This window comes from Streptococcus oralis, assembly GCF_001579525.1.
GTDB classification, from domain to species: Bacteria; Bacillota; Bacilli; order Lactobacillales; family Streptococcaceae; genus Streptococcus; species Streptococcus oralis_M.
The window spans coordinates 332,107-356,698 of the sequence record NZ_LQZC01000011.1; the positions used below are offsets into that span (position 1 = coordinate 332,107).

General features: G+C 39.3%; 25 protein-coding genes. 5 read left to right on the forward strand and 20 right to left on the reverse strand.

Annotation, left to right across the window (positions count from 1 at the left end; genetic code table 11):
- Position 1 precedes the first annotated feature (1 nt).
- The 7 genes from dnaB to SORDD25_RS08370 form a co-directional block, all read right to left on the reverse strand.
- Positions 2–1,354 carry a replicative DNA helicase gene (gene dnaB, locus SORDD25_RS08340; protein ID WP_061853326.1) on the reverse strand — a complete coding sequence of 451 codons (1,353 nt, stop codon included), beginning with the start codon at positions 1,352–1,354 and terminating at the stop codon, positions 2–4.
- Positions 1,355–1,397: 43 nt separating this feature from the next.
- Positions 1,398–1,850 (reverse strand): 50S ribosomal protein L9, encoded by a 453-nt coding sequence (gene rplI, locus SORDD25_RS08345; RefSeq protein ID WP_061853327.1) that lies wholly within the window; start codon positions 1,848–1,850, stop codon positions 1,398–1,400.
- Positions 1,847–3,820: a DHH family phosphoesterase gene (locus SORDD25_RS08350; RefSeq protein ID WP_061853328.1), complete on the reverse strand. Its 1,974-nt coding sequence runs from the start codon at positions 3,818–3,820 to the stop codon at positions 1,847–1,849. Before SORDD25_RS08350 ends, rplI begins: the two co-directional genes overlap by 4 nt.
- Before the next feature lie 156 nt (positions 3,821–3,976).
- A complete protein-coding gene (locus SORDD25_RS08355) occupies positions 3,977–5,155 on the reverse strand; it encodes an acetyl-CoA C-acetyltransferase (protein ID WP_061853329.1) in 1,179 nt (392 codons plus the stop codon).
- Positions 5,156–5,236: 81 nt separating this feature from the next.
- Complete coding sequence (gene hpf, locus SORDD25_RS08360) at positions 5,237–5,785, reverse strand: ribosome hibernation-promoting factor, HPF/YfiA family (protein WP_000599111.1); 549 nt, start codon at positions 5,783–5,785, stop codon at positions 5,237–5,239.
- 79 nt (positions 5,786–5,864) lie between these two features.
- Entirely contained in the window at positions 5,865–6,527 is a 663-nt protein-coding gene (locus tag SORDD25_RS08365) for a ComF family protein (RefSeq protein ID WP_061853330.1), read from the reverse strand.
- Positions 6,524–7,822, reverse strand: coding sequence for an ATP-dependent helicase ComFA (locus tag SORDD25_RS08370; RefSeq protein ID WP_061853331.1), 1,299 nt, complete (start codon positions 7,820–7,822; stop codon positions 6,524–6,526). The genes SORDD25_RS08365 and SORDD25_RS08370 overlap by 4 nt, the downstream gene beginning before the upstream one ends.
- A 56-nt stretch (positions 7,823–7,878) precedes the next feature.
- On the opposite strand from SORDD25_RS08370, the gene SORDD25_RS08375 reads away from it, so the two are divergent.
- From SORDD25_RS08375 to cysK, 3 genes are all read left to right on the forward strand, one after another.
- Entirely contained in the window at positions 7,879–8,514 is a 636-nt protein-coding gene (locus tag SORDD25_RS08375; RefSeq protein WP_061853332.1) for a YigZ family protein, read from the forward strand.
- A 14-nt stretch (positions 8,515–8,528) separates the two neighbouring features.
- Entirely contained in the window at positions 8,529–8,948 is a 420-nt protein-coding gene (locus tag SORDD25_RS08380) for a PH domain-containing protein (protein WP_061853333.1), read from the forward strand.
- A 120-nt stretch (positions 8,949–9,068) separates the two neighbouring features.
- Entirely contained in the window at positions 9,069–9,995 is a 927-nt protein-coding gene (gene cysK, locus SORDD25_RS08385; RefSeq protein WP_061853334.1) for a cysteine synthase A, read from the forward strand.
- Between the two features lie 103 nt (positions 9,996–10,098).
- On the opposite strand, the gene tsf is transcribed toward cysK, so the two are convergent.
- The 12 genes from tsf to yfmF form a co-directional block, all read right to left on the reverse strand.
- Positions 10,099–11,139 carry a translation elongation factor Ts gene (gene tsf / locus SORDD25_RS08390; RefSeq protein ID WP_061853335.1) on the reverse strand — a complete coding sequence of 347 codons (1,041 nt, stop codon included), beginning with the start codon at positions 11,137–11,139 and terminating at the stop codon, positions 10,099–10,101.
- 78 nt (positions 11,140–11,217) lie between these two features.
- Positions 11,218–11,997, reverse strand: coding sequence for a 30S ribosomal protein S2 (rpsB, locus tag SORDD25_RS08395; protein ID WP_000268477.1), 780 nt, complete (start codon positions 11,995–11,997; stop codon positions 11,218–11,220).
- Between the two features lie 224 nt (positions 11,998–12,221).
- The gene (gene pcsB / locus SORDD25_RS08400) at positions 12,222–13,430 is read right to left on the reverse strand and encodes a peptidoglycan hydrolase PcsB (protein ID WP_000726988.1); all 1,209 of its coding nucleotides are present in this window, start codon (positions 13,428–13,430) and stop codon (positions 12,222–12,224) included.
- A 93-nt stretch (positions 13,431–13,523) separates the two neighbouring features.
- A complete protein-coding gene (gene mreD / locus SORDD25_RS08405; RefSeq protein ID WP_061853336.1) occupies positions 13,524–14,018 on the reverse strand; it encodes a rod shape-determining protein MreD in 495 nt (164 codons plus the stop codon).
- Between the two features lie 2 nt (positions 14,019–14,020).
- On the reverse strand, positions 14,021–14,836 hold the full coding sequence (mreC, locus tag SORDD25_RS08410; RefSeq protein ID WP_001078970.1) for a rod shape-determining protein MreC: 816 nt from the start codon (positions 14,834–14,836) through the stop codon (positions 14,021–14,023).
- 60 nt (positions 14,837–14,896) lie between these two features.
- A complete protein-coding gene (locus tag SORDD25_RS08415; protein ID WP_000377881.1) occupies positions 14,897–15,691 on the reverse strand; it encodes an energy-coupling factor transporter transmembrane component T family protein in 795 nt (264 codons plus the stop codon).
- The gene (locus SORDD25_RS08420; RefSeq protein ID WP_061853337.1) at positions 15,684–16,523 is read right to left on the reverse strand and encodes an energy-coupling factor transporter ATPase; all 840 of its coding nucleotides are present in this window, start codon (positions 16,521–16,523) and stop codon (positions 15,684–15,686) included. The genes SORDD25_RS08415 and SORDD25_RS08420 overlap by 8 nt, the downstream gene beginning before the upstream one ends.
- Positions 16,508–17,335: an energy-coupling factor ABC transporter ATP-binding protein gene (locus SORDD25_RS08425; protein WP_061853338.1), complete on the reverse strand. Its 828-nt coding sequence runs from the start codon at positions 17,333–17,335 to the stop codon at positions 16,508–16,510. The genes SORDD25_RS08420 and SORDD25_RS08425 overlap by 16 nt, the downstream gene beginning before the upstream one ends.
- The gene (pgsA, locus tag SORDD25_RS08430; protein WP_042903077.1) at positions 17,332–17,877 is read right to left on the reverse strand and encodes a CDP-diacylglycerol--glycerol-3-phosphate 3-phosphatidyltransferase; all 546 of its coding nucleotides are present in this window, start codon (positions 17,875–17,877) and stop codon (positions 17,332–17,334) included. Before pgsA ends, SORDD25_RS08425 begins: the two co-directional genes overlap by 4 nt.
- A 10-nt stretch (positions 17,878–17,887) precedes the next feature.
- A complete protein-coding gene (gene rodZ / locus SORDD25_RS08435; RefSeq protein WP_061853339.1) occupies positions 17,888–18,709 on the reverse strand; it encodes a cytoskeleton protein RodZ in 822 nt (273 codons plus the stop codon).
- 35 nt (positions 18,710–18,744) lie between these two features.
- On the reverse strand, positions 18,745–20,028 hold the full coding sequence (gene yfmH, locus SORDD25_RS08440) for an EF-P 5-aminopentanol modification-associated protein YfmH (RefSeq protein WP_061853340.1): 1,284 nt from the start codon (positions 20,026–20,028) through the stop codon (positions 18,745–18,747).
- Positions 20,025–21,275, reverse strand: coding sequence for an EF-P 5-aminopentanol modification-associated protein YfmF (gene yfmF, locus SORDD25_RS08445; protein ID WP_061853341.1), 1,251 nt, complete (start codon positions 21,273–21,275; stop codon positions 20,025–20,027). The genes yfmH and yfmF overlap by 4 nt, the downstream gene beginning before the upstream one ends.
- A 160-nt stretch (positions 21,276–21,435) precedes the next feature.
- Here yfmF and yaaA point away from each other — a divergent pair, with 160 nt between their 5' ends.
- Positions 21,436–21,804, forward strand: a complete 369-nt coding sequence (gene yaaA, locus SORDD25_RS08450; RefSeq protein WP_061853342.1) for a S4 domain-containing protein YaaA — start codon at positions 21,436–21,438, stop codon at positions 21,802–21,804.
- 2 nt (positions 21,805–21,806) lie between these two features.
- Complete coding sequence (gene recF / locus SORDD25_RS08455; protein WP_061853343.1) at positions 21,807–22,904, forward strand: DNA replication/repair protein RecF; 1,098 nt, start codon at positions 21,807–21,809, stop codon at positions 22,902–22,904.
- Positions 22,905–22,956: 52 nt separating this feature from the next.
- Here the strand turns inward: recF and guaB are convergent, their stop codons facing one another.
- The gene (gene guaB, locus SORDD25_RS08460) at positions 22,957–24,435 is read right to left on the reverse strand and encodes an IMP dehydrogenase (RefSeq protein ID WP_061853344.1); all 1,479 of its coding nucleotides are present in this window, start codon (positions 24,433–24,435) and stop codon (positions 22,957–22,959) included.
- Positions 24,436–24,592: the final 157 nt, after the last annotated feature.

Sequence of the window (24,592 nt, forward strand, 5' to 3'; positions counted from 1 at the left end):
CTTATGCCTCCCTCTTTGAGATACTAGAAAATTTATTGTATTCTTTTTGGAAAATCAATTCCACCGTTCCACGAGCTCCACTACGGTTTTTCTCGATGATAACCTCTACCTTGTTATTTGGAATTCCTTCCTCTTCTTCACCCGCACGATCATAGTAGTCTTCACGGTATAGAAAGGCTACGATATCCGCATCCTGCTCAATGGAACCCGATTCACGAATATCAGACAAGACTGGTCTCTTATCCTGACGCTGTTCCACACCACGAGATAACTGACTGAGAGCAATGACTGGAACCTTTAGCTCCTTAGCTAGGATTTTCAACTGACGAGAAATTTCAGAGACTTCTTGTTGGCGGTTCTCGCGACCAGTACCTGTAATAAGCTGTAGGTAGTCTATCAAAATCAATCCTAGATTGCCCGTTTCTTGAGCTAGTTTGCGTGAACGCGAACGAATTTCCGTGATCCGAATCCCTGGCGTATCATCAATATAGATACTCGCGTTGGCTAGATTCCCTTGAGCAATGGTATATTTTTGCCACTCCTCATCGGTCAATTGACCAGTACGGATAGAATGAGACTCCACCAAACCTTCTGCTGCCAGCATACGGTCTACTAGGCTTTCTGCACCCATTTCCAGTGAAAAAATAGCTACAGTCTTATCCAACTTGGTCCCAATGTTCTGAGCAATATTTAAGGCAAAGGCTGTCTTACCAACCGCTGGACGCGCCGCTAGGATAATCAACTCCTCCTCGTGGAGACCTGTCGTCATATGGTCCAAATCACGATAGCCTGTAGCAATACCTGTGATATCCGTTGTTTGTTGTGACCGAACTTCTAGGTTCCCAAAGTTGATATTTAGAATATCACGAATATTCTTGAACCCACTACGATTGGCATTTTCACTGACATCAATGAGTCCCTTTTCAGCTTGAGCGATGATTTCATCTGCAGGCTTAGAGGCCTCATAGGCTTGGTTGACAGAGTCTGTCAACTTGGAAATCAAGCGACGTAGCATAGACTTTTCTGCAACAATTTTAGCATAATACTCTGCATTAGCTGAAGTTGGTACAGAGTTGACAATTTCAACAAGATAGGACAAGCCACCAATGTTTTGCAAATCGCCTTGGCTATCCAAAATCGTCCGAACTGTTGTCGCATCTATCGCTTCTCCACGATCCGACAAGTCTACCATCGCTTGGAAAATCAACCGATGAGCATACTTAAAGAAGTCACGAGAATCAATGTATTCTCGGACAAAAACGAGCTTACTCTCATCTATAAAAATAGCCCCCAGAACAGATTGTTCTGCTAAAATATCCTGAGGTTGAACTCGCAGTTCCTCTACTTCTGCCATCCGACTTTCCTTCCTTTTACAATCTTGTCAAGAAGTTGTAAACTTAACCTTCTTTTACACGAAGATTGATGACACTTGTAACATCTTGATAGATTTTCACTGTTACATCAATCAAACCTACTGCTCGAATTGGTGCTTGCACTTGAATATTGCGTTTGTCAATCTTGATACCAAATTGCTTTTGCAATTCTTCTGCAATCTTCTTGTTGGTGATGGACCCAAATGTACGACCATCTGGTCCAACCTTTTCAACAAACTCTACAACCGTTTCTTCAGCCTCAAGCTTAGCCTTGATGGCTTTTGCTTCAGCAATCATTTCAGCATGAGCCTTTTCTTCTGATTTTTGTTTTCCACGCAACTCACCCACTGCTTGAGCAGTCGCTTCCTTGGCCAAATTCTTTTTAATCAGGAAGTTTTGAGCATAGCCAGTTGGCACTTCCTTAATTTCGCCTTTTTTTCCTTTTCCTTTAACATCTGCTAAAAAGATTACTTTCATTCTTCTTTCTCCTTTTCCTTTAGTTCTTCCAGGATTAGTTGAGTCAATTTTTCGCCTGCTTCCGACAAACTCATATCCTCGATTTGCGCAGCTGCTAGATTAAAGTGACCACCGCCACCCAGCTCTTCCATAATGCGTTGCACATTGATTTTACTACGACTTCGAGCCGAGATAGAGATAAATCCTTGTGTATTTTTTGCCAGAACGAAACTAGCCTCAATACCTGACATAGCCAGCATAGCATCGGCAGCCTTACTGATAACAACTGTGTCATAAGACATTGAGTCCTTAGCTTGGGCAATCAAGATATCTGAACCTAGCTTACGACCTTGTAAAATGAGTTCATTTACCTCACGATACTCTTCAAAATCTGTCGCAGCAATCTCCTGGATAGCAATACTGTCACTTCCCCGTGTTCTCAGATAGCTAGCCACATCAAAGGTTCGGCTCGTCACGCGAGATGTGAAATTCTTGGTATCCAGCATCATACCAGCCATCAAAACACTGGCCTGCATACGACTCAAACGATTTTTCTTAGAATTTTGGAACTGAATCAATTCTGTGACCAGCTCACTCGCACTACTTGCTCCACTTTCAATATAGGTGATGACTGCATTCTCAGGGAAATCCTGATCACGTCTATGATGGTCAATAACAATGGTTTGAGTAAACAAATCATAAAAATCTTTCGATAAGGTCAAAGCCGTCTTTGAGTGATCCACTAAAATCAATAACGAACGGCTTGTAACTAGCTTCATCGCATCTGTAAGAGATAAGAGTTTCGTAGTATCTTCCTTCTTTAAGAACTGGATAGCACGCTCGATATCTGCTGGCATCTGGTCTGCATCGTAGACAGCATAACTGTTCTCAATAATATTACTTGCAAACAACTGCATACCGACAGCAGAGCCCAAGGCATCCATATCTAGATTTTTATGACCGACTACAAAAACTTGGTCAACACTTCGAATCTTATCAGAAATGGCTGTCATCATGGCTCTGGTACGTGTACGAGTACGTTTGATAGATGCAGCAGTTCCTCCACCAAAGTAGACAGGATTCTTGGTTTCGTTATTTTCCTTAACCACCACCTGGTCACCACCGCGAACTTCTGCTAAGTTCAAGTTGAGCAAGGCAATTTTCCCTATTTCCTCATGGTTTCCATCACCATAAGAAAATCCCATACTTAGGGTTAGAGCTAGTTGCCTCTGTTTTGATTCTTCTCGGAAAGTATCAATAACAGAGAATTTATCATTCATCAATTCCTCTAGTACCGTGTAATCTGTGAATACATAAAAACGATCCATCCCCACACGGCGAGAGAACATAGCATACTTACTAGCAAATTCTGAAACAAAATTGGCTACAAAACTATTTATATGACTGATATCGGAGTCAGATGTCGCATCCTCCAAATCATCATAGTTATCTACCGAGATGACTCCAATGACTGGACGGCTAGTTACCAATTCGACAGTTGCTTCGTACTCCCCAGAAACATCAAAGAAATACAAAACGCCTGAAGCCTTGTCCATATGGACAGCATATCGTGTTTCGCCCAAGGTAGCATACGAACCTGGATTCCCAACAGAAGCCTTGATGATGGTTTGAATTAACTCAACATCAATTTCCCCTTCTTCAGTAGTTAAAATCAGCTCAGCATAGGGATTAAACCATTCCACTTCTCCACTTGATAAGTCTAATTTCAGGACTCCCACTGGAATTTGATCAAGCAAAGTACTCAAGCTATTTTCGGCTTGGTGATTTACATATTGGATTTGTTCAATTTCGCTCTTTTCATACTGTTTTTTTTGCCATATAAATAAAAGCAGATAAAGCAGTACAAATAAAAACAAAACAGTGATTGTTACAGCAAGATTATGTGAAAAAATAATCAGCAAAGTTAAGATTCCGAAAGTTGCAAGTCCTAGCCAGACTGCAGAAAACGGGATTAAATTATTTTTTTTCATTCTAAACCTCTTGCGCATTATTATATCACAAAAACCCTTAAAAAGCGACCTTTTAAAAGATGCAAGCCTTTCTTTCATGATTGATTTCTCTAACTTCAGACACAAAAAGAGGAGGGAATCATCACCCTCCTACCCACGTGTTCAGATCACTAACACCTAACGTTCCACGATAAGGGCAGTCCCCATCCCTCCTCCGATACAGAGAGTTGCTAAGCCAGTTTTAGCATCACGTTTCATCATCTCATGTAACAGCGTTACTAGGATACGGCAACCGGAAGCCCCAATTGGGTGACCAAGAGCAATGGCGCCACCATTGACGTTGACAATATCTGTGTTAAAGCCAAGTGTTTTACCAACCGCACAAGCCTGGGCAGCAAAGGCTTCATTTGACTCAATCAAGTCGAGATCTTCAACTGTCAAATTGCCTTTTTCAAGAGCCTTGCGAGTCGCATAAATCGGTCCACATCCCATCATCTTAGGATCCAAACCTGCACTTGCATACGAACGAATGCGGGCAATCACTGAAAGTCCTAATTCTTCAGCTTTTTCAGAACTCATGATTAAGACAGCTGCTGCCCCGTCATTGATTCCTGAAGCATTTCCCGCTGTGACAGCTCCGTCTTTTTTGAAAACAGAACCTAGCTTAGACAAACTCTCTAAGCTAGCATCTTTTCTAGGATATTCATCTGTATCAAAAACGATAGGATTGCCTTTGCGTTGAGTAATAACCACTGGCACAATCTCTTCTTTAAAGCGTCCAGATTCTATAGCTGCAACTGCTCGTTTTTGTGACTCTAAAGCAAGAGCATCTTGCTCTTCTCGACTGATACCATATTCTTCAGCCACATTCTCGGCTGTAATTCCCATATGGTATTCGTTAAAGGCATCAGACAAACCGTCCTTAATCATGGTATCTACCACTTTCGAATCTCCCATACTACTACCCCAACGGAAACTTGGCAAAACGTATGGCGCCTGACTCATGTTTTCTGCACCACCAGCTACGATAATATCTGCATCGCCGCATCGAATCGCTTGAGTAGCCAACTGCACTGCCTTCAAACCGGAACCACAAACCTTATTGATGGCAAAGGCTGGTGTAAATTCTGGGAGCCCTGCATGAATGCTCATTTGACGAGCTACGTTTTGACCTAAACCAGCGCCTAGGACATTCCCCATAATCACTTCGTCTACCTGCTCTGGTTTGACATTGGCTTTTTCCAAAACACTTTTAATAACCAAAGCTCCCAAATCAACAGCTGAAACATTCTTTAAACTTCCTCCAAAGGAGCCTATTGGAGTTCGCACTGCTGAAACAATCACCACGTCTTTCATAACTGTCCCTATTCATACCTTTTATAATATTGCAATACAAAAGTGGTTTACACTGGTGTAAACCACTTTGAAAATTCTATTTTATGATTCTTTCACTTCTAACAAACCAACTTCACCATCTTCACGACGATACAAAACATTTGTTGTTTGATCTTCTACGTCTACATAGATAAAGAAATCATGTCCCAACAAATCCATTTGAAGAAGCGCTTCTTCTAAATCCATTGGTTTTAAATCAATTTGTTTTGAACGAACTACTTTTGGTTGCACAACATTTGCATCTTCAACTAGGGCATCTGTAAAGAGTTGGCTTGTCGCAACTTTATTTTTATTTTTACGTTCGATTTTTGTTTTATTTTTACGAATCTGACGTTCAATTTTATCAGTTACAAGGTCGATAGATCCATACATATCTTGAGAAATATCTTCTGCACGGAGAGTAATAGATCCAAGTGGAATCGTTACTTCAACTTTTGCTGTTTTTTCACGGTAAACTTTCAAATTCACACGTGCATCCAACTCTTGCTCAGGTTGAAAATACTTTTCGATCTTTTCGAGTTTAGAAACTACATAATCACGAATTGCTTCTGTTACTTCTAGGTTTTCACCACGGATACTATATTTAATCATATAAGTACCTTCTTTCTAAACATTTTTGTTTTTCTAATTATATTATAACGCTTTCATTTTCATTTTGCAAATTTTTTCCTCATCTTACAAGGGAAAAAGTTTTAACTTCCAAAGCACCTGCTTCTTCCAAAAGTCGTTTCACACGATTCACAGTTGCCCCTGTTGTATAGATATCATCAATCAGCAAAATCTTCTTAGGAAGTGAGATCCCATCTTTAATAAAAAATGGAATTTCAGTAGCCAACCTTTCCAAACGGCTTTTAGAAGAACTAGCACTCTCTTCTCTTTTTCCTAATATATCTTTAAAAGAAAAGCCTGCCGCTTCGACCAAACCCTCAACTTGGTTAAATCCCCTCTCAAGTAATCTTTCAGGACTTAGGGGAATCAACACAAATTGATAACCTCTATACTTTTTCAGCTCCTCAGCAAGAACGGAAGCAAAAACTTTTCTAAGCAAAAAATCGCCATCAAACTTATATCGACTGAAAAAGTCTTTCATAGCTTGATTATAGGTAAAGATTGCCTTATGATCAACCTGAATTCCTTCTTTACACCAAAGTTTACAATCTTGACACTTAGTTGACGTGCCTGTTTTCATACAGTTTGGGCAATAATTCTCACCAATCTTCTCAAAACTAGAAGCACAATCTGAACAAAGATAACTGCAGTCATCCTTCAAAAGAAAGAGACTGCTAAAAGTCAGCTCACTCTTTGTAGTCTGGCCACATAGTAAACAGTTCATAATCCCGCCTCCTTGTTCATCTGCTTGATTTCCTTGATTGCCTTCTTGATGGAAGCATTTAATCCATCATGAAAGAAGAGCAACTCACCAGTTGGTCTGTCCATACTACGTCCAACTCGACCACCAATCTGAATCAAGCTAGACTTGGTAAAGAGTCGATGATTAGCTTCTACTACGAAAACATCCACACAAGGGAAGGTGACTCCGCGTTCCAAGATTGTCGTACTAATTAGTATTGTTAGTTCTCCATCTCGAAAAGCTTGCACCTGCTCTAATCGATTTTCTGTGACAGAGGACACAAAGCCGATAGTTTCATTCGGAAACTGTTCCTGCAATATTTCTTTTAGTTTCTCGCCTTTTTTAATTTCTGATGCAAAAATCAGCAAGGGATAACCTGTTCTTCTCTGTTTCTCAATGTAGATCTTTAACTTGGATGACAACTGACTCTTATCTAAATAACGATTAAAATCCGATAACCAAACTGGCTTTGGAATAATCAATGGATTTCCATGAAACCGTCTCAGCAAGCTTAATCGTTTTAATTCTCCTGTGCGAACCTTCCTATCTAAATCATCTGTAGAAGTTGCTGTAAGGAATATCCTTACCCCATCCTCCTTTACACTATTCTTTACAGCATAGTAAAGCACAGTGTTGTCAACATAAGGAAAGGCATCTACCTCATCCACTATCAGCAAATCAAAAGCATGATGAAATTTTAATAACTGATGAGTTGTCGCAACTACTAAGGGAGTTCGAAAATAGGGCTCTGATTCGCCATGGAGTAACTCTATATCGCAAGCAAAGTCATTCTGCAGTCGCTTATACAGTTCCAAACATACATCAATTCGAGGACTGGCCAAACAAACTGCACCACCATCATCAATCACTTTGGACACAACTTGATAAATCATCTCTGTCTTTCCAGCTCCTGTCACAGCATGAACTAAAGTCGGTTCTTTCTTTTTGACTGCTCGAATCAACCCCTCTGATACCTTTTCCTGAAAAGGGGTTAACTGACCACGCCATTTGAGAACATCTTGCTTTGGAAAATCTTCCTGCGAAAAATAGTATAAGGCTTGATCACTCCTGACTCGCTTCATCAGCAAACACTCCCTACAATAGTAGGCACCAATAGGCAAATACCATTCTTCTAGAATCGAACTATTACAACGTTGACAAAACAGTTTCCCCTTCTCTTTTCTCATTGCTGGCAGTCTCACTGCTACCTGTCGTTCTTCTTCAGTTAATTCTTTCTCAGTAAACAAGCGACCGAGATAATTTGGATTTACTTTCATACTTTAATATTCGTAAAAATCTAGCGCTTTAGAGTTTTTTTTAGTACAATTAAATCATGGAATTTAGAACGATTAAAGAGGATGGGCAGGTCCAAGAAGAAATCAAAAAATCCCGCTTTATCTGTCATGCCAAGCGTGTTTATAGCGAAGAAGAGGCTCGTGACTTCATCACTACCATCAAAAAAGAACACTATAAAGCCACCCATAACTGCTCTGCTTTTATTCTAGGGGAACGCAGTGAAATCAAGCGTACGAGTGATGATGGGGAGCCTAGTGGTACTGCTGGAATCCCTATGCTGGGTGTCTTAGAAAATCATAATCTAACCAATCTCTGTGTGGTAGTGACACGCTACTTTGGGGGAATTAAGCTAGGAGCTGGTGGTTTGATCCGTGCTTATGCAGGTAGTGTGGCCTTAGCTGTCAAAGAAATTGGCATTATTGAAATCAAAGAACAGGCTGGAATAACCATTCAAATGTCTTATGCTCAATACCAAGAGTACAGTAACTTTCTTAAAGAACATCATCTCATGGAGTTGGATACAAACTTTACAGATCAAGTTGATACAATGATTTATGTTGACAAAGAAGAGAAAGAAGATATCAAGGCTGCTCTTGTGGAGTTTTTTAATGGAAAGGTTACTTTAACAGATCAAGGTTTACGAGAAGTTGAAGTACCTGTAAACTTAGTGTAAACGAAGGAAAAATTATAACTTTTGGGAAATTTATTCAAGAACTTGCTGGAAACTTTAGCGAGGAAAACAAAGAGACTCTTATTAAAGAATATGGACAATATCTACTAGAGAATGAAGAAATTCAAAGTGGGTATAAACTTATTCGGGATTCAATCATCTTTACAAATATTCGTATCATCTTTACAGATAAGCAAGGTGCCACTGGTCGCAAGGCATCTGTTAAGTCACTCTTTTTGATGAACATTGTAAACGTTGAAATGGAAACTGCTGGAGCAGGTATAGATGATAGTGAGATTACGATCACTTATTTAGAAAATGTCTTTCTAAAAGCACATAATGAGCATCTGAGTTTTCATAAATTTGAATTCCCTAAAAAAACAGACATCCTCCCTCTTTACACCTATTTATTAGAATTGGCTTATCACAATCGATAAAAAATTAATGGCTTAGATCTTTGATATAAAAAAATCCTATCACTTTGATAGGATTTCTATATTTTACAAATAGCCTTGAGCGCGTTATACTAGTATCATCTTATACAAAGAGGTATATCTATGGCTATTTATAACAATATCACTGAACTTATTGGACGAACACCGATTGTTAAACTCAACAACATTGTTCCAGAGGGTGCTGCAGACGTCTATGTTAAACTAGAAGCTTTTAACCCTGGATCGTCAGTAAAAGACCGCATTGCCCTTAGCATGATTGAAAAAGCAGAACAAGATGGTATTCTAAAACCGGGTGCTACCATTGTTGAAGCAACGAGTGGAAACACTGGCATCGGTCTTTCATGGGTTGGTGCTGCTAAAGGATATAAAGTTGTTATCGTCATGCCTGAAACGATGAGCGTGGAACGCCGTAAGATTATCCAAGCCTATGGTGCTGAACTCGTCCTCACTCCTGGTAGCGAAGGAATGAAAGGGGCCATTGCCAAAGCTCAGGAAATCGCCGCTGAACGTGACGGCTTCCTTCCACTCCAATTTAATAATCCAGCTAATCCAGAAGTGCACGAAAGAACAACAGGAGCTGAAATACTGGCTGCTTTCGGTTCTGATGGACTAGATGCTTTTGTAGGTGGTGTTGGCACCGGTGGAACGATCTCAGGTGTTTCTCACGCTCTTAAAGCAGCAAATTCAAACATTCAAGTTTATGCAGTTGAGGCAGACGAGTCAGCTATCTTGTCTGGTGAAAAACCAGGACCTCACAAAATTCAAGGCATCTCAGCTGGATTTATTCCTGAAACACTTGATACAAAGGCCTATGATGGTATCGTCCGCGTAACGTCAGATGATGCTCTAGCGCTTGGCCGTGAAATTGGTGGAAAAGAAGGCTTCCTTGTTGGGATTTCTTCAGCTGCAGCGATTTACGGGGCAATTGAGGTTGCCAAGAAATTAGGTACAGGTAAGAAAGTCCTTGCTTTAGCACCAGATAACGGCGAACGTTATTTGTCTACAGCACTCTATGAATTTGAAGTGTAGCCTCCTAAATGCACTTAGCCCTTATTAAAGGGCTTTTTGTTTACTCATACAGAATCTACTCTCTAGACAAAAAGAAAAAGGAAGCAATTTGCTTCCTTTTCTATTAGTTATTCAAGGCTGCTGCCATTGTAGCTGCAACTTCTGCTTCAAAGTCGTTTGTAGCTTTCTCGATACCTTCACCAACTTCAAAGCGAGCGAACTCAACTACTGAAGCATTTACTGATTCAAGGTAAGCTTCAACTGTCTTGCTGTCATCCATGATGTATACTTGTGCAAGAAGTGTGTATGCTTGGTCAACTTTAGTGTTGTCAAGCATGAAGCGGTCCATTTTACCTGGGATGATTTTGTCCCAGATTTTTTCTGGTTTGCCTTCTGCAGCCAACTCAGCTTTGATATCAGCTTCAGCTTGAGCAATCACTTCATCAGTCAATTGTGCTTTTGATCCATACTTCAAGTGTGGAAGAGCTGGTTTACCAACCATTGCACGGCTTTCGTTATCTTGATCGATTACGTGGTTCAATTGTGCCAACTCATCTTTAACAAATTGCTCATCCAATTCTTTGTAAGAAAGAACTGTTGGTTTCATCGCAGCAATGTGCATTGAGATTTGTTTAGCAAGCGCTTCGTCTCCACCTTCAATAACAGAGATAACACCGATACGGCCACCATTGTGTTGGTATGCTCCAAAGTGTTGTGCATCTGTTTTTTCAAGCAAAGCAAAACGACGGAATGAGATTTTTTCACCGATTGTAGCTGTTGCAGATACATATGCAGCTTCAAGAGTTTCACCTGAAGGCATTGTCAAAGCAAGAGCTTCTTCGTTGTTCGCTGGTTTTCCTTCAGCGATTACTTTAGCTGTTGCATTTACCAAGTCAACGAATTGAGCGTTTTTCGCAACGAAGTCAGTTTCGGCATTTACTTCAACTACTGCTGCAACGTTACCGTTAACAAACACACCAGTCAAACCTTCTGCAGCAACACGGTCAGCTTTCTTAGCTGCCTTCGCCATACCTTTTTCGCGAAGCAATTCGATCGCTTTTTCGATATCACCGTCTGTCTCTACAAGCGCTTTTTTAGCGTCCATAACACCGGCACCAGATTTTTCACGCAACTCTTTTACAAGTTTAGCTGTAATTTCTGCCATTTTGATTCTCCTATATTTTTTAAAAATAGGAGAGCTGGGCTAGGCCCCGCCCTCCTAGGTAATTACTATTTATATGAATTAAGCGTTGTCGCCTTCTACAACTTCAACGATTTCTTCGATTGAGTCAGCTTGAGCTTCTGAAGCTGCAAATTCAGCCTCAACTGCTGTTGCATCCTCACCTTGACGTCCTTCGATGATAGCGTCAGCCAATTTAGCTGTAATCAATTTAACAGCGCGGATAGCGTCATCGTTAGCTGGGATGATTACATCGATATCGTCTGGATCAGTGTTTGTGTCAACCATCGCTACAACTGGGATACCCAATTTTTTAGCTTCTTTAACAGCGATTTGTTCTTTATGTGGGTCAACTACGTACATTACATCAGGGATACGAGGCATGTCTTCGATACCACCCAAGAATTTTTCAAGACGTGCACGTTGTTTGTTAAGAAGTGCAACTTCTTTCTTAGGAAGAACGTCGAAGATTCCTTCTTCTTCCATACGTTTGATTTCTTTCAAACGAGCAATACGTTTTTGGATAGTTCCCCAGTTAGTAAGAGTTCCACCCAACCAACGGTGGTTGATGTAGTATTGACCTGAACGCTCTGCTTCTTCTTTAACAGCGTCAGCAGCTTGTTTCTTAGTACCAACAAACAATACAACTGCATCGTTAGCTGCTGCATCACGCATAAAGTCGTAAGCTTGGTCAGCGTATTTTACAGTTTGTTGCAAGTCGATAACGTGGATTCCGTTACGCTCAGTGAAGATGTACTTAGCCATCTTAGGGTTCCAGCGACGAGTTTGGTGACCAAAGTGTACACCAGCCTCAAGAAGTTGTTTCATTGAAATTACTGCCATGAGTATTTCTCCTTTTTGTTTTTTTCCTCTCCTCGACTTCAACTTGCAAAACGACCCGAGGGCAACAGTTTCACAATTCATCAAGAATGAGTATTATCGTTAACACGACAAGTTTCATTTTATCACATTTTAGCCATATTTTCAAGTGGTTTTAATAGATTTCGGCCTTGCTTTCGATAAAAAATAATAAAAGAGACTCACATCGAGCCTCTTCGTTTCATTCATTAGTTTGGATAGATGTATGTTACGTAACCTTCAGAAGTTGTAGTTGGGTTGAACCATCCACGCTTGTTACCGATTGTACGATCTCCACCGTAGTTTGATTCTGATACTTGAATGCTAGTTGATGATGAAACTGCTGTAACAACCGCTACGTGTCCATATCCACCGTCATTCCAACATGCAATCGCACCAACTTGTGGAGTTGATCCTGTACGGAATCCTGCAGCTGCTGCACTTGTAGCCCACTGCGCTCCGTTACCCCAGTAATCTCCAGCCCAAGGGGCTAATGTCTTAGCTCCCCAAGTACATTCACCAGTTGGATAACTTGAAGCATTTGTACTGTATGTTGGACGCTGTCTTGTTGGAGTTGGTGCAGGTGCTGGAGTGTAGCTTGAATCATCATCTGATGAAGAGCTTGAAGTTGCTTGCACTTGATCTGAAAGTGTTGTATTTCCAGAAGCAACAACTGATTGTTGTTGGCTTGTTTGACGTGCTTTATAAGCTGCTTCTGCTTCAGCTGCTGCTTTTGCTTCTGCCTCTGCTGCTGCTTTTTGTTCCAATAAAGTAGCTTTATCACTTTCTGCAGTAGCTTTCTCTGCAGCAAGGTTTAACTCAGCAACTTTCAACTCTGCTTGTTTTGTTGTCAATGCTTGTGCATCGTCAGCAAGCGTTTGTTGGTTCGCAATGACAGTGTTGATTGCTTCATTATTTGCAACCTGTTTTTCAGCGATAGATTTCTTATCAGCTTTCTGTTGCTCCAACATTTTGTTGTTAGCTGATACAATCTCGCTCATTGCTGCAACACGTGAAATAGCTTCCGTAATTGATTTTGAGTTTACAATTGTATTGATGTAGCTAGTTGCTGCACCATTAGTTTGTGCGCTACGTGCTTGTTTCTCCAAAGATTCATTACGAGCAACAATGTTCTTAGAGAGCTCTGTAATTTCTCCTTCAAGTTTTTTAGATTCGGCTTGTAGAGTTTCATTCTCAGCTTCCAAGTTCGTTTGTTGAGTTTGGATAGCTGTAACTTGCGTTTGGATTTCATCTACTTGTTTTTGAGCTTCTTTTTGTTGAGCTGTCAAATTACTAATCTTACTATCTTGAGCAGCAATCTTTTCATCAGTTGTTTCAGCGTGAACAGTTGTCAATACTGCCGCTTGAGACACTAATACTGTACTTAATAAAAGTGACGCTAAGATTTTTTTCTTCATATTGTGTAGATACTCCTTCTATTTAAGACATTACTAGTATACCAAAAAAAGACATAATAAATATTACGCCTTTGTTACATTTTTATTTCTTTCTTATAGATAACATTTTTCAAAAATATATTGGAAAATAAGCATCCATAAAAAGTTTAAAGTCATTGATGGGACAAGGCTGTAGACAATAAAAACTGGCATCGATTCTACTGTCAATCCCATAGCAAGAGCAAGGAGATAGCTCCCCATATCAAATAGGAAACTCATCACAACTATTGTTAACATTCTTGTCCAACGGTTCAGCAAAATTACACTATTAAACTTATGGAGCGAAGCACCTATCAAGATAAATAGAAGCGTCGCAATTCCTATCAAGTGGAAAAAATAGATATCGTACACCAAACCCACTATACAGCAGTAAGCTAGATAGAGATATTCTGAAACCTCAATTGTCTCAAACAAAAGAAATAAAAACAGAAAATGACTTACTAAATGAAAGTGAGGGAAGAAGGATCCCGCTAATTGTCCAATATGTACATCAATTAGTACGACAAAAGGGAGTAAAAAGAAAATACCAATTTGTTTTAACAGTCTCATTGCTAATTCCCCACTAACTCTACCACATGAAGATTTTTGGTGTCAGCACTTAACTTGACTGTTACTTCCTTTGTTAGATAATCACTGCTATGTGTTGTAGCAACAACTTCTCCAACAGGGATATCCTTAACATTAAAGTTTCCGAGCCCCCCTGTAGTCACCTTGTCTCCCGCGCTAATGTCGCTGTTGCTGTTTAATTGACTAATTTTAAGCAGTTCAGATTCCTTATCATAACCAACGATAATCCCGTAAATTTCAGTAGAACCATGCAGGATTTTAACAGAAATTTTGTCTGAATTTTCGGTGTTTGTCAATAGGTTAATCGTTGTTGAATGATCCTCCACCTTTGAAACACTACCAATCAAGCCCCCGTTTGCAATGGCCAACATATTTTCAGAAGCTCCTTTTGAACTTCCAGCATCAATTGTTAACTCTTGTTTCCAAGATACTGGAGCTCGCATAATCACATCTGCTGCAATGGTTTTTGTAGCCTGCAATTTTGACTTCATATCCAGCAACTGACGTAGTTGTTCATTTTCATTTTTTAAACTTTCTGATTGATTAGACTCCACCTCTAGTTGATAGAGCTGTTTCTTTAGACTCTCATTTTCATTGTAAGTCTGCGTCAAATGTCCCAAATCTGATTTGAAAGTATCAAACCACTGAAAGGGTTTTTGAACAATTCTATCTACTAAGGAAATCCCATCTCCTAGTTTCGTCACAATAGCGCTTGAATAGGTTGTCACTAATAGTACAGAAACTGCCAGAACTGTGACAAAAACGATGATTAGATATTTTGATTTTTTAAAACGGTTCATATTCCTACCTTTATACTAAAAACCTGCTACTGTGAGCTTCTTATCAATCCTACAAACCTGCTAAGATTTTAAGAAAAACAAGAAACATCCCAGTACCAAAATCACAAGAATTGCCAGTGTATCCTTTTGACTCCATCTCAACTGTCTATACTGACTTCTACCCTTTCCTCCCTGATAACCACGCGCTTCCATGGCAATTGCCAATGAATCTGCACGCTTTAAGCTCGTCGCAAAAAGGGGAATTAAAATTGGAATCATAGCTTTTACTTTTTGAACGATGCTACCTTCGCCAAAGTCAACTCCACGAGCTTTTTGAGCATTCATAATTCTCGTTGTGTCATCCATCAAGGTTGGAACAAAACGCAAACTCATTGATAACATGAGACCAATTTCATGAACGGGAACTTTCACGCGTTTCAGCGGTGCTAAAAGAGCTTCAACTGCAGCTGCCAGACTCAAAGGCATGGTCGTTAACGTTAGCAAAGTTGAAAAGAAAATAATCAACACAAAACGACAGAAAATAATCCCAGCTTGTTGCAAAGCATAATCCGTTATTCTTATAAAAGAAAACTCAAATAGTACATTTCCACTTGAAATGAAAAAGAGCTGAAAAAGAGTCGTAAAAGCAATCAGGAAGAACATGGATTTTAATCCCTGAACGAAAAATGAGAGGGAAACGCCTGACAAAGCGATAAATATACCTGTCGCTATAAACAGAATGAGATTGGTGAGGGGATTATTGGCCCAAAATACAATCAAAATCAACAGGATCATAGCGAGCAATTTGCTACGGGGATCCAAGCGATGAATAATGGAATCCCCTGGTATATAACGCCCTAAAATCATACTATCCATTTAGCGACTCCTTAAACTCCTCTATCTTGATTGGCAGTTTTTTAAAATCTACACCCCTATCTGCCAAACGTTTACAAAAGGCTGTGATTTTAGGCACACCTAACTGCACCTTTTCCATAGAGGCTACATCTTGGAAAACTTCGCTCGGTTTGCCACTTTTGACCAAACGTCCCTTTTCCATAACATAGACCTGATCAGCATATGTAGCTACATCATCCATCAAATGCGTTACCAGAACGATTGTCATTCCAGAAAGGTGGAGTTCTTTAAACAAGGTCATCAATTCTTTTCTGCCCAAAGGATCTAGCCCTGCTGTAGGCTCATCCAAAACCAAGACAGTTGGCTCCATGGCTAGCATACCTGCTATAGCCACACGTCTCATCTGACCACCCGAAAGTTCAAAAGGACTGCGCTCAAAGAGTGACTCATCGATGCCTACCAAGGCTAACTTTTCACGCGCAATTTTCTTGGCCTCTTCCTCAGAAACTCCAAAATTTTGCGGTCCAAATGCAACATCTTTCAAAACAGTCTCTTCGAAAATCTGATTTTCAGCAAATTGAAATACTAGACCAACCTGCTTTCGAATCTGACGAATTTCTTTATTGGTTGATGTAGGGGTAATGACAGTATCAAAAACTCGAACAGAACCCTTACTTGGTGCCAATAGGCCATTTAAAAGCTGTAAAATCGTTGATTTCCCACTACCTATGTGCCCTACTAAAGCTGTATAGGAGCCATCCTCAATCGTCAAAGAAACATCAGTCAAGGCTGATGAAGATAGGGGAGTCCCCTCTTGATAGGTAAAGCTCACATTTTCTAGAGTAATTCCCATAGCTTGTCCTCTAGCTCTCCTTCTGTCAAATAGCCATCCGGAAACTGATAACCAGTCTCTCTCAAAGATTCTCTCAATTGATTAGTAAAAGGCTCATCCAACCCTATCTGGTCAAGGTCATCCCGAGAAAAAAGTTCTCTGGGGCTACTGGTTGACTCCACTTGTCCTTTTTTCATGACCAAGACACGGTCACTCATCGCAACTTCTTCCAAGTCATGTGTAATGGAGACGACTGTCATCTGGTGGTCTTTTCGAATCTCTTGAACTGTCTGAATCAGTTCTCGTCGTCCCTCGGGATCCAACATACTTGTAGCCTCATCTAGAATTAAAATAGCTGGCCTCAGGGCAACAACTCCTGCAATGGCCACACGTTGTTTTTGGCCACCAGATAAACGAGCTGGTTCTCTCTTCTTAAAGTCCAGCATACCTACTAACTCCAAAGATTCAGCCACTCTCTTCTTCATTTCTTCACGAGGAAGTCCCTGATTTTCTAGGCCAAAGGCGACATCATCTTCAACAGTTGCCCCTACAAATTGGTTATCTGGATTTTGAAAAACCATACCAATTTGACGGCGTAAGTCCCAAACATTCTCAGAGGACAGCAATTGCCCATCTATCCAGATTTCCCCAGACTCTGCTTCAAGCAATCCATCAATCAAACGGATAGTTGTCGATTTTCCACTCCCATTATGACCTACAATCGAAAGCCATTCTCCCCGTTTCACGTGAAACGAGACATTATTAACGTCATAATGATCCTGGTCTTCCTTATAACGAAAAGACAGATCTTTTACTTCAATAATCGATTTCATTTCGAACCAAATGTCCCTTTGAATACATGAGCGCTACCCTTGAAATAATCATAACCAGAGTAGATAGTGAAAAACAAAGCGATATAAAGCAACAGCTGACCAATTAAATTCCAATGTAAGAGCAAAAAGATAATGGCAAACATCTGACTAAAGGTCTTGATTTTACCTGGCATCGCTGCTGCTAGAACTGTCCCTCCCGTCTCAACAAGCAACAAGCGCAAGCCTGTCACCGCAAGTTCACGACAGATGATAATAGCAACAACCCAAGCTGGAGCCATACCTAACTCAATCAACATGATAAAAGCTGACATAACCAACAGCTTATCAGCCATCGGATCAGCAAATTTTCCAAAATTGCTGACTACATTCCATTTACGAGCAAGGTAGCCATCAAGATAATCCGTTACACTAGCAACTGCAAAAATTATAGCTGCTAGCAAATGACTGCCTTGTGAATGGCCCAAAGTCAAAATAAGAATAAAGAGAGGTATAAAGAGAATTCTACCAATTGTTAATACATTAGGAATTTGTTCTTTTTTCATTGATTTTTCCTTAATCTGTAGTAAATGTAAGTGTTACAGTTCCAGTCTGAGTTGTCAGCTTCGAAGTATCAATCGTTTGATTGTCCACAGTCACAGTAACTCCTTTCACTACACCTAAAGTAATGGTAACAGGATTCTTAGTTGAAACTGTTGTTTTTGCATTCTTATTGTCTGCAGATAGTGTCACACCACCCTCCAGCTCACTTCCTGAAACACTTACCCAACTAATTGCATCTGATACTGCCAGTTGAACAGCAGCGATTTCCTTACTCGTTTTATACCGAGCTTCAATGCGGTTTCCTTCACCTGACACTGTAATAGTTGATTCCGTAGTAGAAGACGAGCTAGACGTCTGACTACTAGAAGATGAACTAGATGGGGTTGTTGAACTAGTCGAGTTCACAACACTATAATTAGCTGAAGAAGGACTTGGCTGAGTTTGGATGTAGTTCCAGACATAGTAAGTCACAAAAATTAAAATCGACAAAGCAAATAGAACGAAATAAAACAAGGGGAGATAAGACGTTTTTTTCTTATTTGATCGTCTGCGACCAGACAAGTCTTCTTCATCGACATCTACCTCTTCATAAGTGATCATACTACCTGAATCATATGCATCCAAAACAATTCTTTCATCCAACTCTACTGCCCAGGCATATTTTCTTAAAAAAGAACGAGCGTAGAAGGTGCTAGGAAGTTGATCGAAATCATCCGCCTCCATAGCTTCTAGAAAATGCAACTGAATTTCAGTTTTTTCCTGCAATTCTTCTAAACTCAATCCCTGGTTAATTCTAGCTAAACGTAGAACCTCGCCAATTGTTTTTTTTCTCATACGTACCATTCCTTCTTTCTAGTATTAGTCATCTTTTAAGCTGGAAAGATTGTAAAATCAACTAGATCACCATTATCAATCAAACGATGTCCAGCTTCTAGAACATCCTCCAAAGTAATTTCCTGTAAAATTTTCGGAAAATCAAAAATTGTTTCTCCGCGATCCATAGGATCGTATTGAGTTGCAATAAATTCCAAGGAGTTCATACTACTGAAAAATTCTCCAAACATCTCACTCTTAACAAGATCGAGATGCTCCTCAGTAATATCTGCATCACTACTAAACTGACGAATCGCTTTCCGAAATTGGTGCGACAAAGAAACAGGTTCCTTGGTATCCATCGTCAATATCACAAAATGAAAGCGACTATTTACCTCAACCTCTAGTGACAATGACGCATCTAACTTCCCTGTCTCGTATAATCTTTGAAAACGATCTGAGGTCCAGCCAAACATCATCGTAAATAGCAATTTCAATAAAATATTGTAACGATAAGACTCAGCTTCTGTTATTTGCCCATTACCTCTAATCGCAACAGCAAGTTTGGGTGAAGAAACTTCCATCCGAAGACTATCTGTTTGCTTCACAGGCTGCAAAAGGAGTTGCTCTTTTGAAACCGTAAACTGGTTTGAAACTTCCTTTTCCTTTTTCGAAAAGTATTCCTCAACAACTTCCACATCAATATTTCCAACTAAAAACAGTGACATGTTGACAGGTTTGTAAAAGTCTGTAAAGTTCTCTTTTAAATTTGAAACTTGAATATCAGAAATTGATTTTTCACTTCCAACTATATCTGTTGCTAAAGGAGTATCAGGATAAAGGTTGGCTAATGTTGCAAAAAACAAACGTGAGTCTGGATCATCTTGGTACATTTCTCGTTCTTGCTGGATAATATCCTGTTCCCTCAAAACAGACTCTTCTGTAAAATGAACATCTCCAACTAACTCATCTAGCAAATCTAAACTCTCTAATAGATGGTCAATTGTTGAAAAAAGATAGCTGGTCTTAGTAAAGCTTGTAAAGGCATTGCTGTCCGCACCTAATCGAGTAAACGCAGCCATTATATCCTCAGAATTTTCTCTTTCAAACAATTTATGTTCAAGAAAATGTGCAATTCCTGCTGGATGATGACGTAAACCTTTTTCCAAGCTTGTATAAGTTGCATCTACAGAACCAAATTGAACTGTTACAATCCCATAAACCTCATTGAAATCTTGTTTAGGAAGTAAAGAAACTGTCAACCCATTTGACAATTGTGTTTTGTAGACTGTTTCCTTTACAGCAGGATAGTATTTTTCTTCAAAAGTAACCACTGTCATTCTACTCCTTCCATAAAGTAAATCGCTTGTAACTTCAAACTGTTGGCAACTTTACAGACAGCTTCTTTATCAACACTCTCTAATTTTGCCACCAATCGATCCATGTCAAAGCTTGATTTTCCAAACAGAGCATTCAAGTAGATTCTTTCAACTAAGGTCTGTTGATTATCTTGAGCCATCAACAAAGATCGTCGAATCATCTCCTTGGTTTGTTCAAGTTCAAAATCTGTAAAGTTACCCTTTTTCAGATCTAGCAATTGATGATTCATCATTTTTCTAGCCTGATTTCGATTTTCTCTATCGATACCCGCATACATCCTTAACAGACCACCAAACAAATCCAATTGACTAGAGACTGTATAGGCTATTCCAGCATTTTCACGAACGTTTGTAAAAAGTTTCGAATGTGCAAATTCACCCAACAAACCATTCATCACAAGCATGGGCAAATGCTCATCATCGCCATATTTTATAGGAGAATGATAGCCCATTTCCAAAATAGATTGCCCAACATTCCTCTGAAACATTCCTTCTCGTAGAACATTCGAATAAGATTGATGGTACTGGATAGTGACGTCGTTCTCTCTAGCTGTAAAGGGTAATGACTTCAGTGATTCTGTAATTTCTACTTCATTAAAATCACCTAAGAAAAAGAAATCAATTCGATCATTCTTCAGAGCATCTTGAAAGCAAGTGTAGCTACTTTCCGGGGACTCATTTGAAATGCTGTTTCGTAAATCACTGTATCTCAATTGAAGACGCTCATCATGGAAGAACAAGCTATCCAACTCCTTATGAGCAAAATAAAATGAATCATCCATATCAGTAGCTAAACTAGTCAACAACTGTTTTCTTTCAATTTCAAATAAGTCTGGCTCAAAAGCACCATCTTGAACTAAGGGAGCAAATAAAGTCTGTTTCACTAATTCCAAAATTCGAGAAGTCAAGACATTCTTTTTACTTAAAAAATCATCCCTCACATAAGTAAATGTTAAGTCAAGAATATGTGCCTGTCCCCTACGATAAGCACTTGTGGAAATATCTGTTCCATATAAACTTGCCAAGTATCTGCGAAATGCTTGTGATGTTGGGTAAACTTGATTTGCCGTCTCCAACATACTTGCACTTAACATGCGTCCTGCTATCGTCTCAAGAGATAAGGGAGCAGTAAAACGAATAGTGATTTTATTTGTTTTAAACTTTTTGGATTGAACAAAATGTGCTGAAATTCCAGGCACTAATTCCATACCTTACCTCCTTACATATAGAGTTCTATTATACCACGAAAATCAAAATTTTTCTTGTTCTCTTCATAGCTTTAAAGAGTAAAACCGTTTTCATTTCAGCTAACTTTCCTTCAGCTATTTCAAGGAAAATATGGTATAATACCAAAGATTGAGGTGAATTATGGAATACAAATTATTTGAAGAATTTATTACGCTCCAAGCCCTCCTAAAAGAACTTGGAATTATACAAAGCGGTGGTGCTATCAAATCCTTTTTAATAGATCATCAAGTTTACTTTAATGGCGAGTTAGAAAGTAGACGTGGGAAAAAAATCCGTATTGGAGATACGATTGACATTCCTGATTTAAAGATTGACATCACCTTGACACAACCAAGTTTAAAAGAGCAAGAAGAGTATCAAGCAGATAAGATTGAGAAAGAGCGAATTGCTAAACTTGTCAAAGAGATGAATAAAGGTACCAAGAAAGAAAAACAAAAAACTTCTTCATCGCCTAAAACCAAACAAGTTCCACGTTTTCCAGGAAGATAACCATGTGGCTCCAACATTTAACAATTAAAACCTTTCGAAACTACAAAGAGGAAAAAATTGATTTCAATCCAAAATTAAATGTCTTTCTAGGTCAAAATGCACAAGGAAAAACCAATATTCTAGAAGCAATCTATTTCTTAGCCTTGACACGTAGTCATCGGACTCGTACAGATAAAAATCTCATTCATTTTGATAACGAGCAACTCCATCTTTCTGGCTTGCTACAGAAAAAAACAAGCTCTATCCCTCTAGAAATTGATTTAACACCAAAAGGGCGTGTGACTAAAGTCAATCACTTAAAACAAGCGCGCCTATCAGACTATATTGGACATATGAATGTTGTCCTCTTCGCACCTGAAGATCTCCAGCTAATTAAAGGAGCACCTTCTGTCCGTCGAAAGTTTATAGACATTGAACTGGGACAAATTAAACCAATCTACTTGTCAGACTTGTCAAACTACAACCATATACTCAAGCAAAGAAATACTTACCTAAAATCCAGTCAGAAGATTGATGAAACATTTCTGTCAGTATTAGATGATCAGTTAGTAGAGTATGGTTGTCGCGTCATAAAGCATCGGATAAAATTCATTAAAGACTTAGAGAAATTTGGTCAAAAAAAACACTTAGAAATTTCAAATGAATTAGAAGAGCTGTCAATATCTTATCAATCATCTGTCAACTTCACTAATGAAGAACAGCTAACAAGTTCCTTTAAAATGGCTTTGGATAAAAGCAGATCCAGAGATTTATTTAAAAAGAATACTGGAGTTGGCCCTCATCGAGATGATATTTCTTTTTATATCAATGGTATGGATGCTAGTTTTGGAAGCCAAGGTCAACATCGTAGTCTTGTACTTTCTATCAAACTAGCAGAGATTGAGCTAATGGAAAATATTACCAACGAGTCTCCGATACTACTGCTTGATGATGTTATGAGCGAACTTGACAATACACGGCAACTAAAATTACTAGAAACCATTTCTCAATCTATCCAAACCTTTATTACAACAACAAGTTTAGACCACTTACAAAACTTGCCAGAAAACCTTAGTATTTTCAACATTCAAAATGGTAAAATTTCTGTAAATCAACATTGACAACTTTGTAAACAAAAAGAACTCCTGAAAATCAGGAGTTCTTTTTTACTACTTACATAGAGTAGTTTGGTGCCTCATTAGTGATTTGTACATCATGAGGATGGCTTTCTTTTAGACCAGCCCCAGACATTTCAATAAATTGTGCATTATCATGTAGTTCTTTAAGGTTAGCTGCACCACAGTAACCCATACCAGAGCGAATACCACCAATCATTTGGAAGACAATATCAGCTGCTGCGCCTTTATAGGCAACACGGCCTTCAATTCCTTCTGGAACGAGTTTGTTTGCTTCATTGACAGAACCTTGGAAGTAACGGTCACTTGAACCTTTCTTCATTGCAGCGATTGATCCCATACCACGGTAAGTCTTAAACTTACGTCCTTGGAAGATTTCCGTTTCACCTGGCGCTTCGTCTGTTCCAGCAAACATTGATCCAAGCATAACTGCATTACCACCTGCAGCAAGGGCTTTTACAATATCTCCAGAGTACTTGATTCCACCATCAGCAATGATTGTTTTACCATATTCACGCGCAACTGCTGCTGCATCATAGATTGCTGTCACTTGTGGGACACCAACCCCTGCAATCACACGAGTGGTACAGATAGAACCTGGTCCAATACCAACTTTGACAATATCTACACCTGCATCATAAAGAGCACGCGCACCTTCTGCAGTGGCAATATTACCCGCAATCAAAGTGCGGTCTGGGAAGTGAGCACGAATTTCAGCAATTTTACGTAGAACACCTGCAGAATGACCATGTGCAGTATCAATAACAATTGCATCCGCTCCTGCTTCAAAAAGGGCTTCGGCACGTTCAAATGTATCTGAAGTAACACCTACCGCACCGGCAACTAGAAGACGACCAAACTCATCTTTTGCTGCGTTAGGAAATTCAATTACTTTTTCAATATCTTTAATAGTAATCAAGCCAGAAAGACGACCTTCTTCGTCAACCAAAGGAAGTTTTTCAATACGGTGTTCTTGAAGAATATGTTCAGCTGTTGTAAGATCTGTACCCACAGGAGCAGTGACAAGATTTTCACTGGTCATATGGTTTGAGATTGGCTGATTGTAATCTGAAATAAAGCGAAGATCTCGGTTTGTTAGAATACCAACCAATTTACGATTTTCAAGTGTCTCCACAACTGGAACACCACTGATACGGTAACGTCCCATCAGTTCATCTGCTTCAGCAATCGTGTGTTCTGGAGTCAAGAAGAATGGATCAATAATAACACCATTTTCAGAACGTTTTACCTTGCGAACTTCATCTGCCTGTTGCGCAATAGACATGTTTTTATGGATTACTCCAAGACCACCCGCACGAGCAATGGCAATAGCCATTTGACTTTCTGTGACTGTATCCATGGCGGCTGTTATAATTGGGATATTTAAAGTCAGATTATCTGCCAATTTTGTTGTTAAATCTGCATCATTAGGCAACACATGACTTTCTGCTGGAATGAGCAATACATCATCAAAGGTAAAACCTTTTTTTAAAAATTTAGTATCCCAATTAGACATTAAAGTTTCCTCTTTTCTTTCTTTTTGAGCTTGACTCTTTTTGTATTGTATCTATCATACCATTCTATGAAAATTTGTCAATTATATTTATGGTAGAAATCATAAAAAAACTATCTCTGTGATTCTATGGAGGAGATAGCTTTATGATTCATATTTT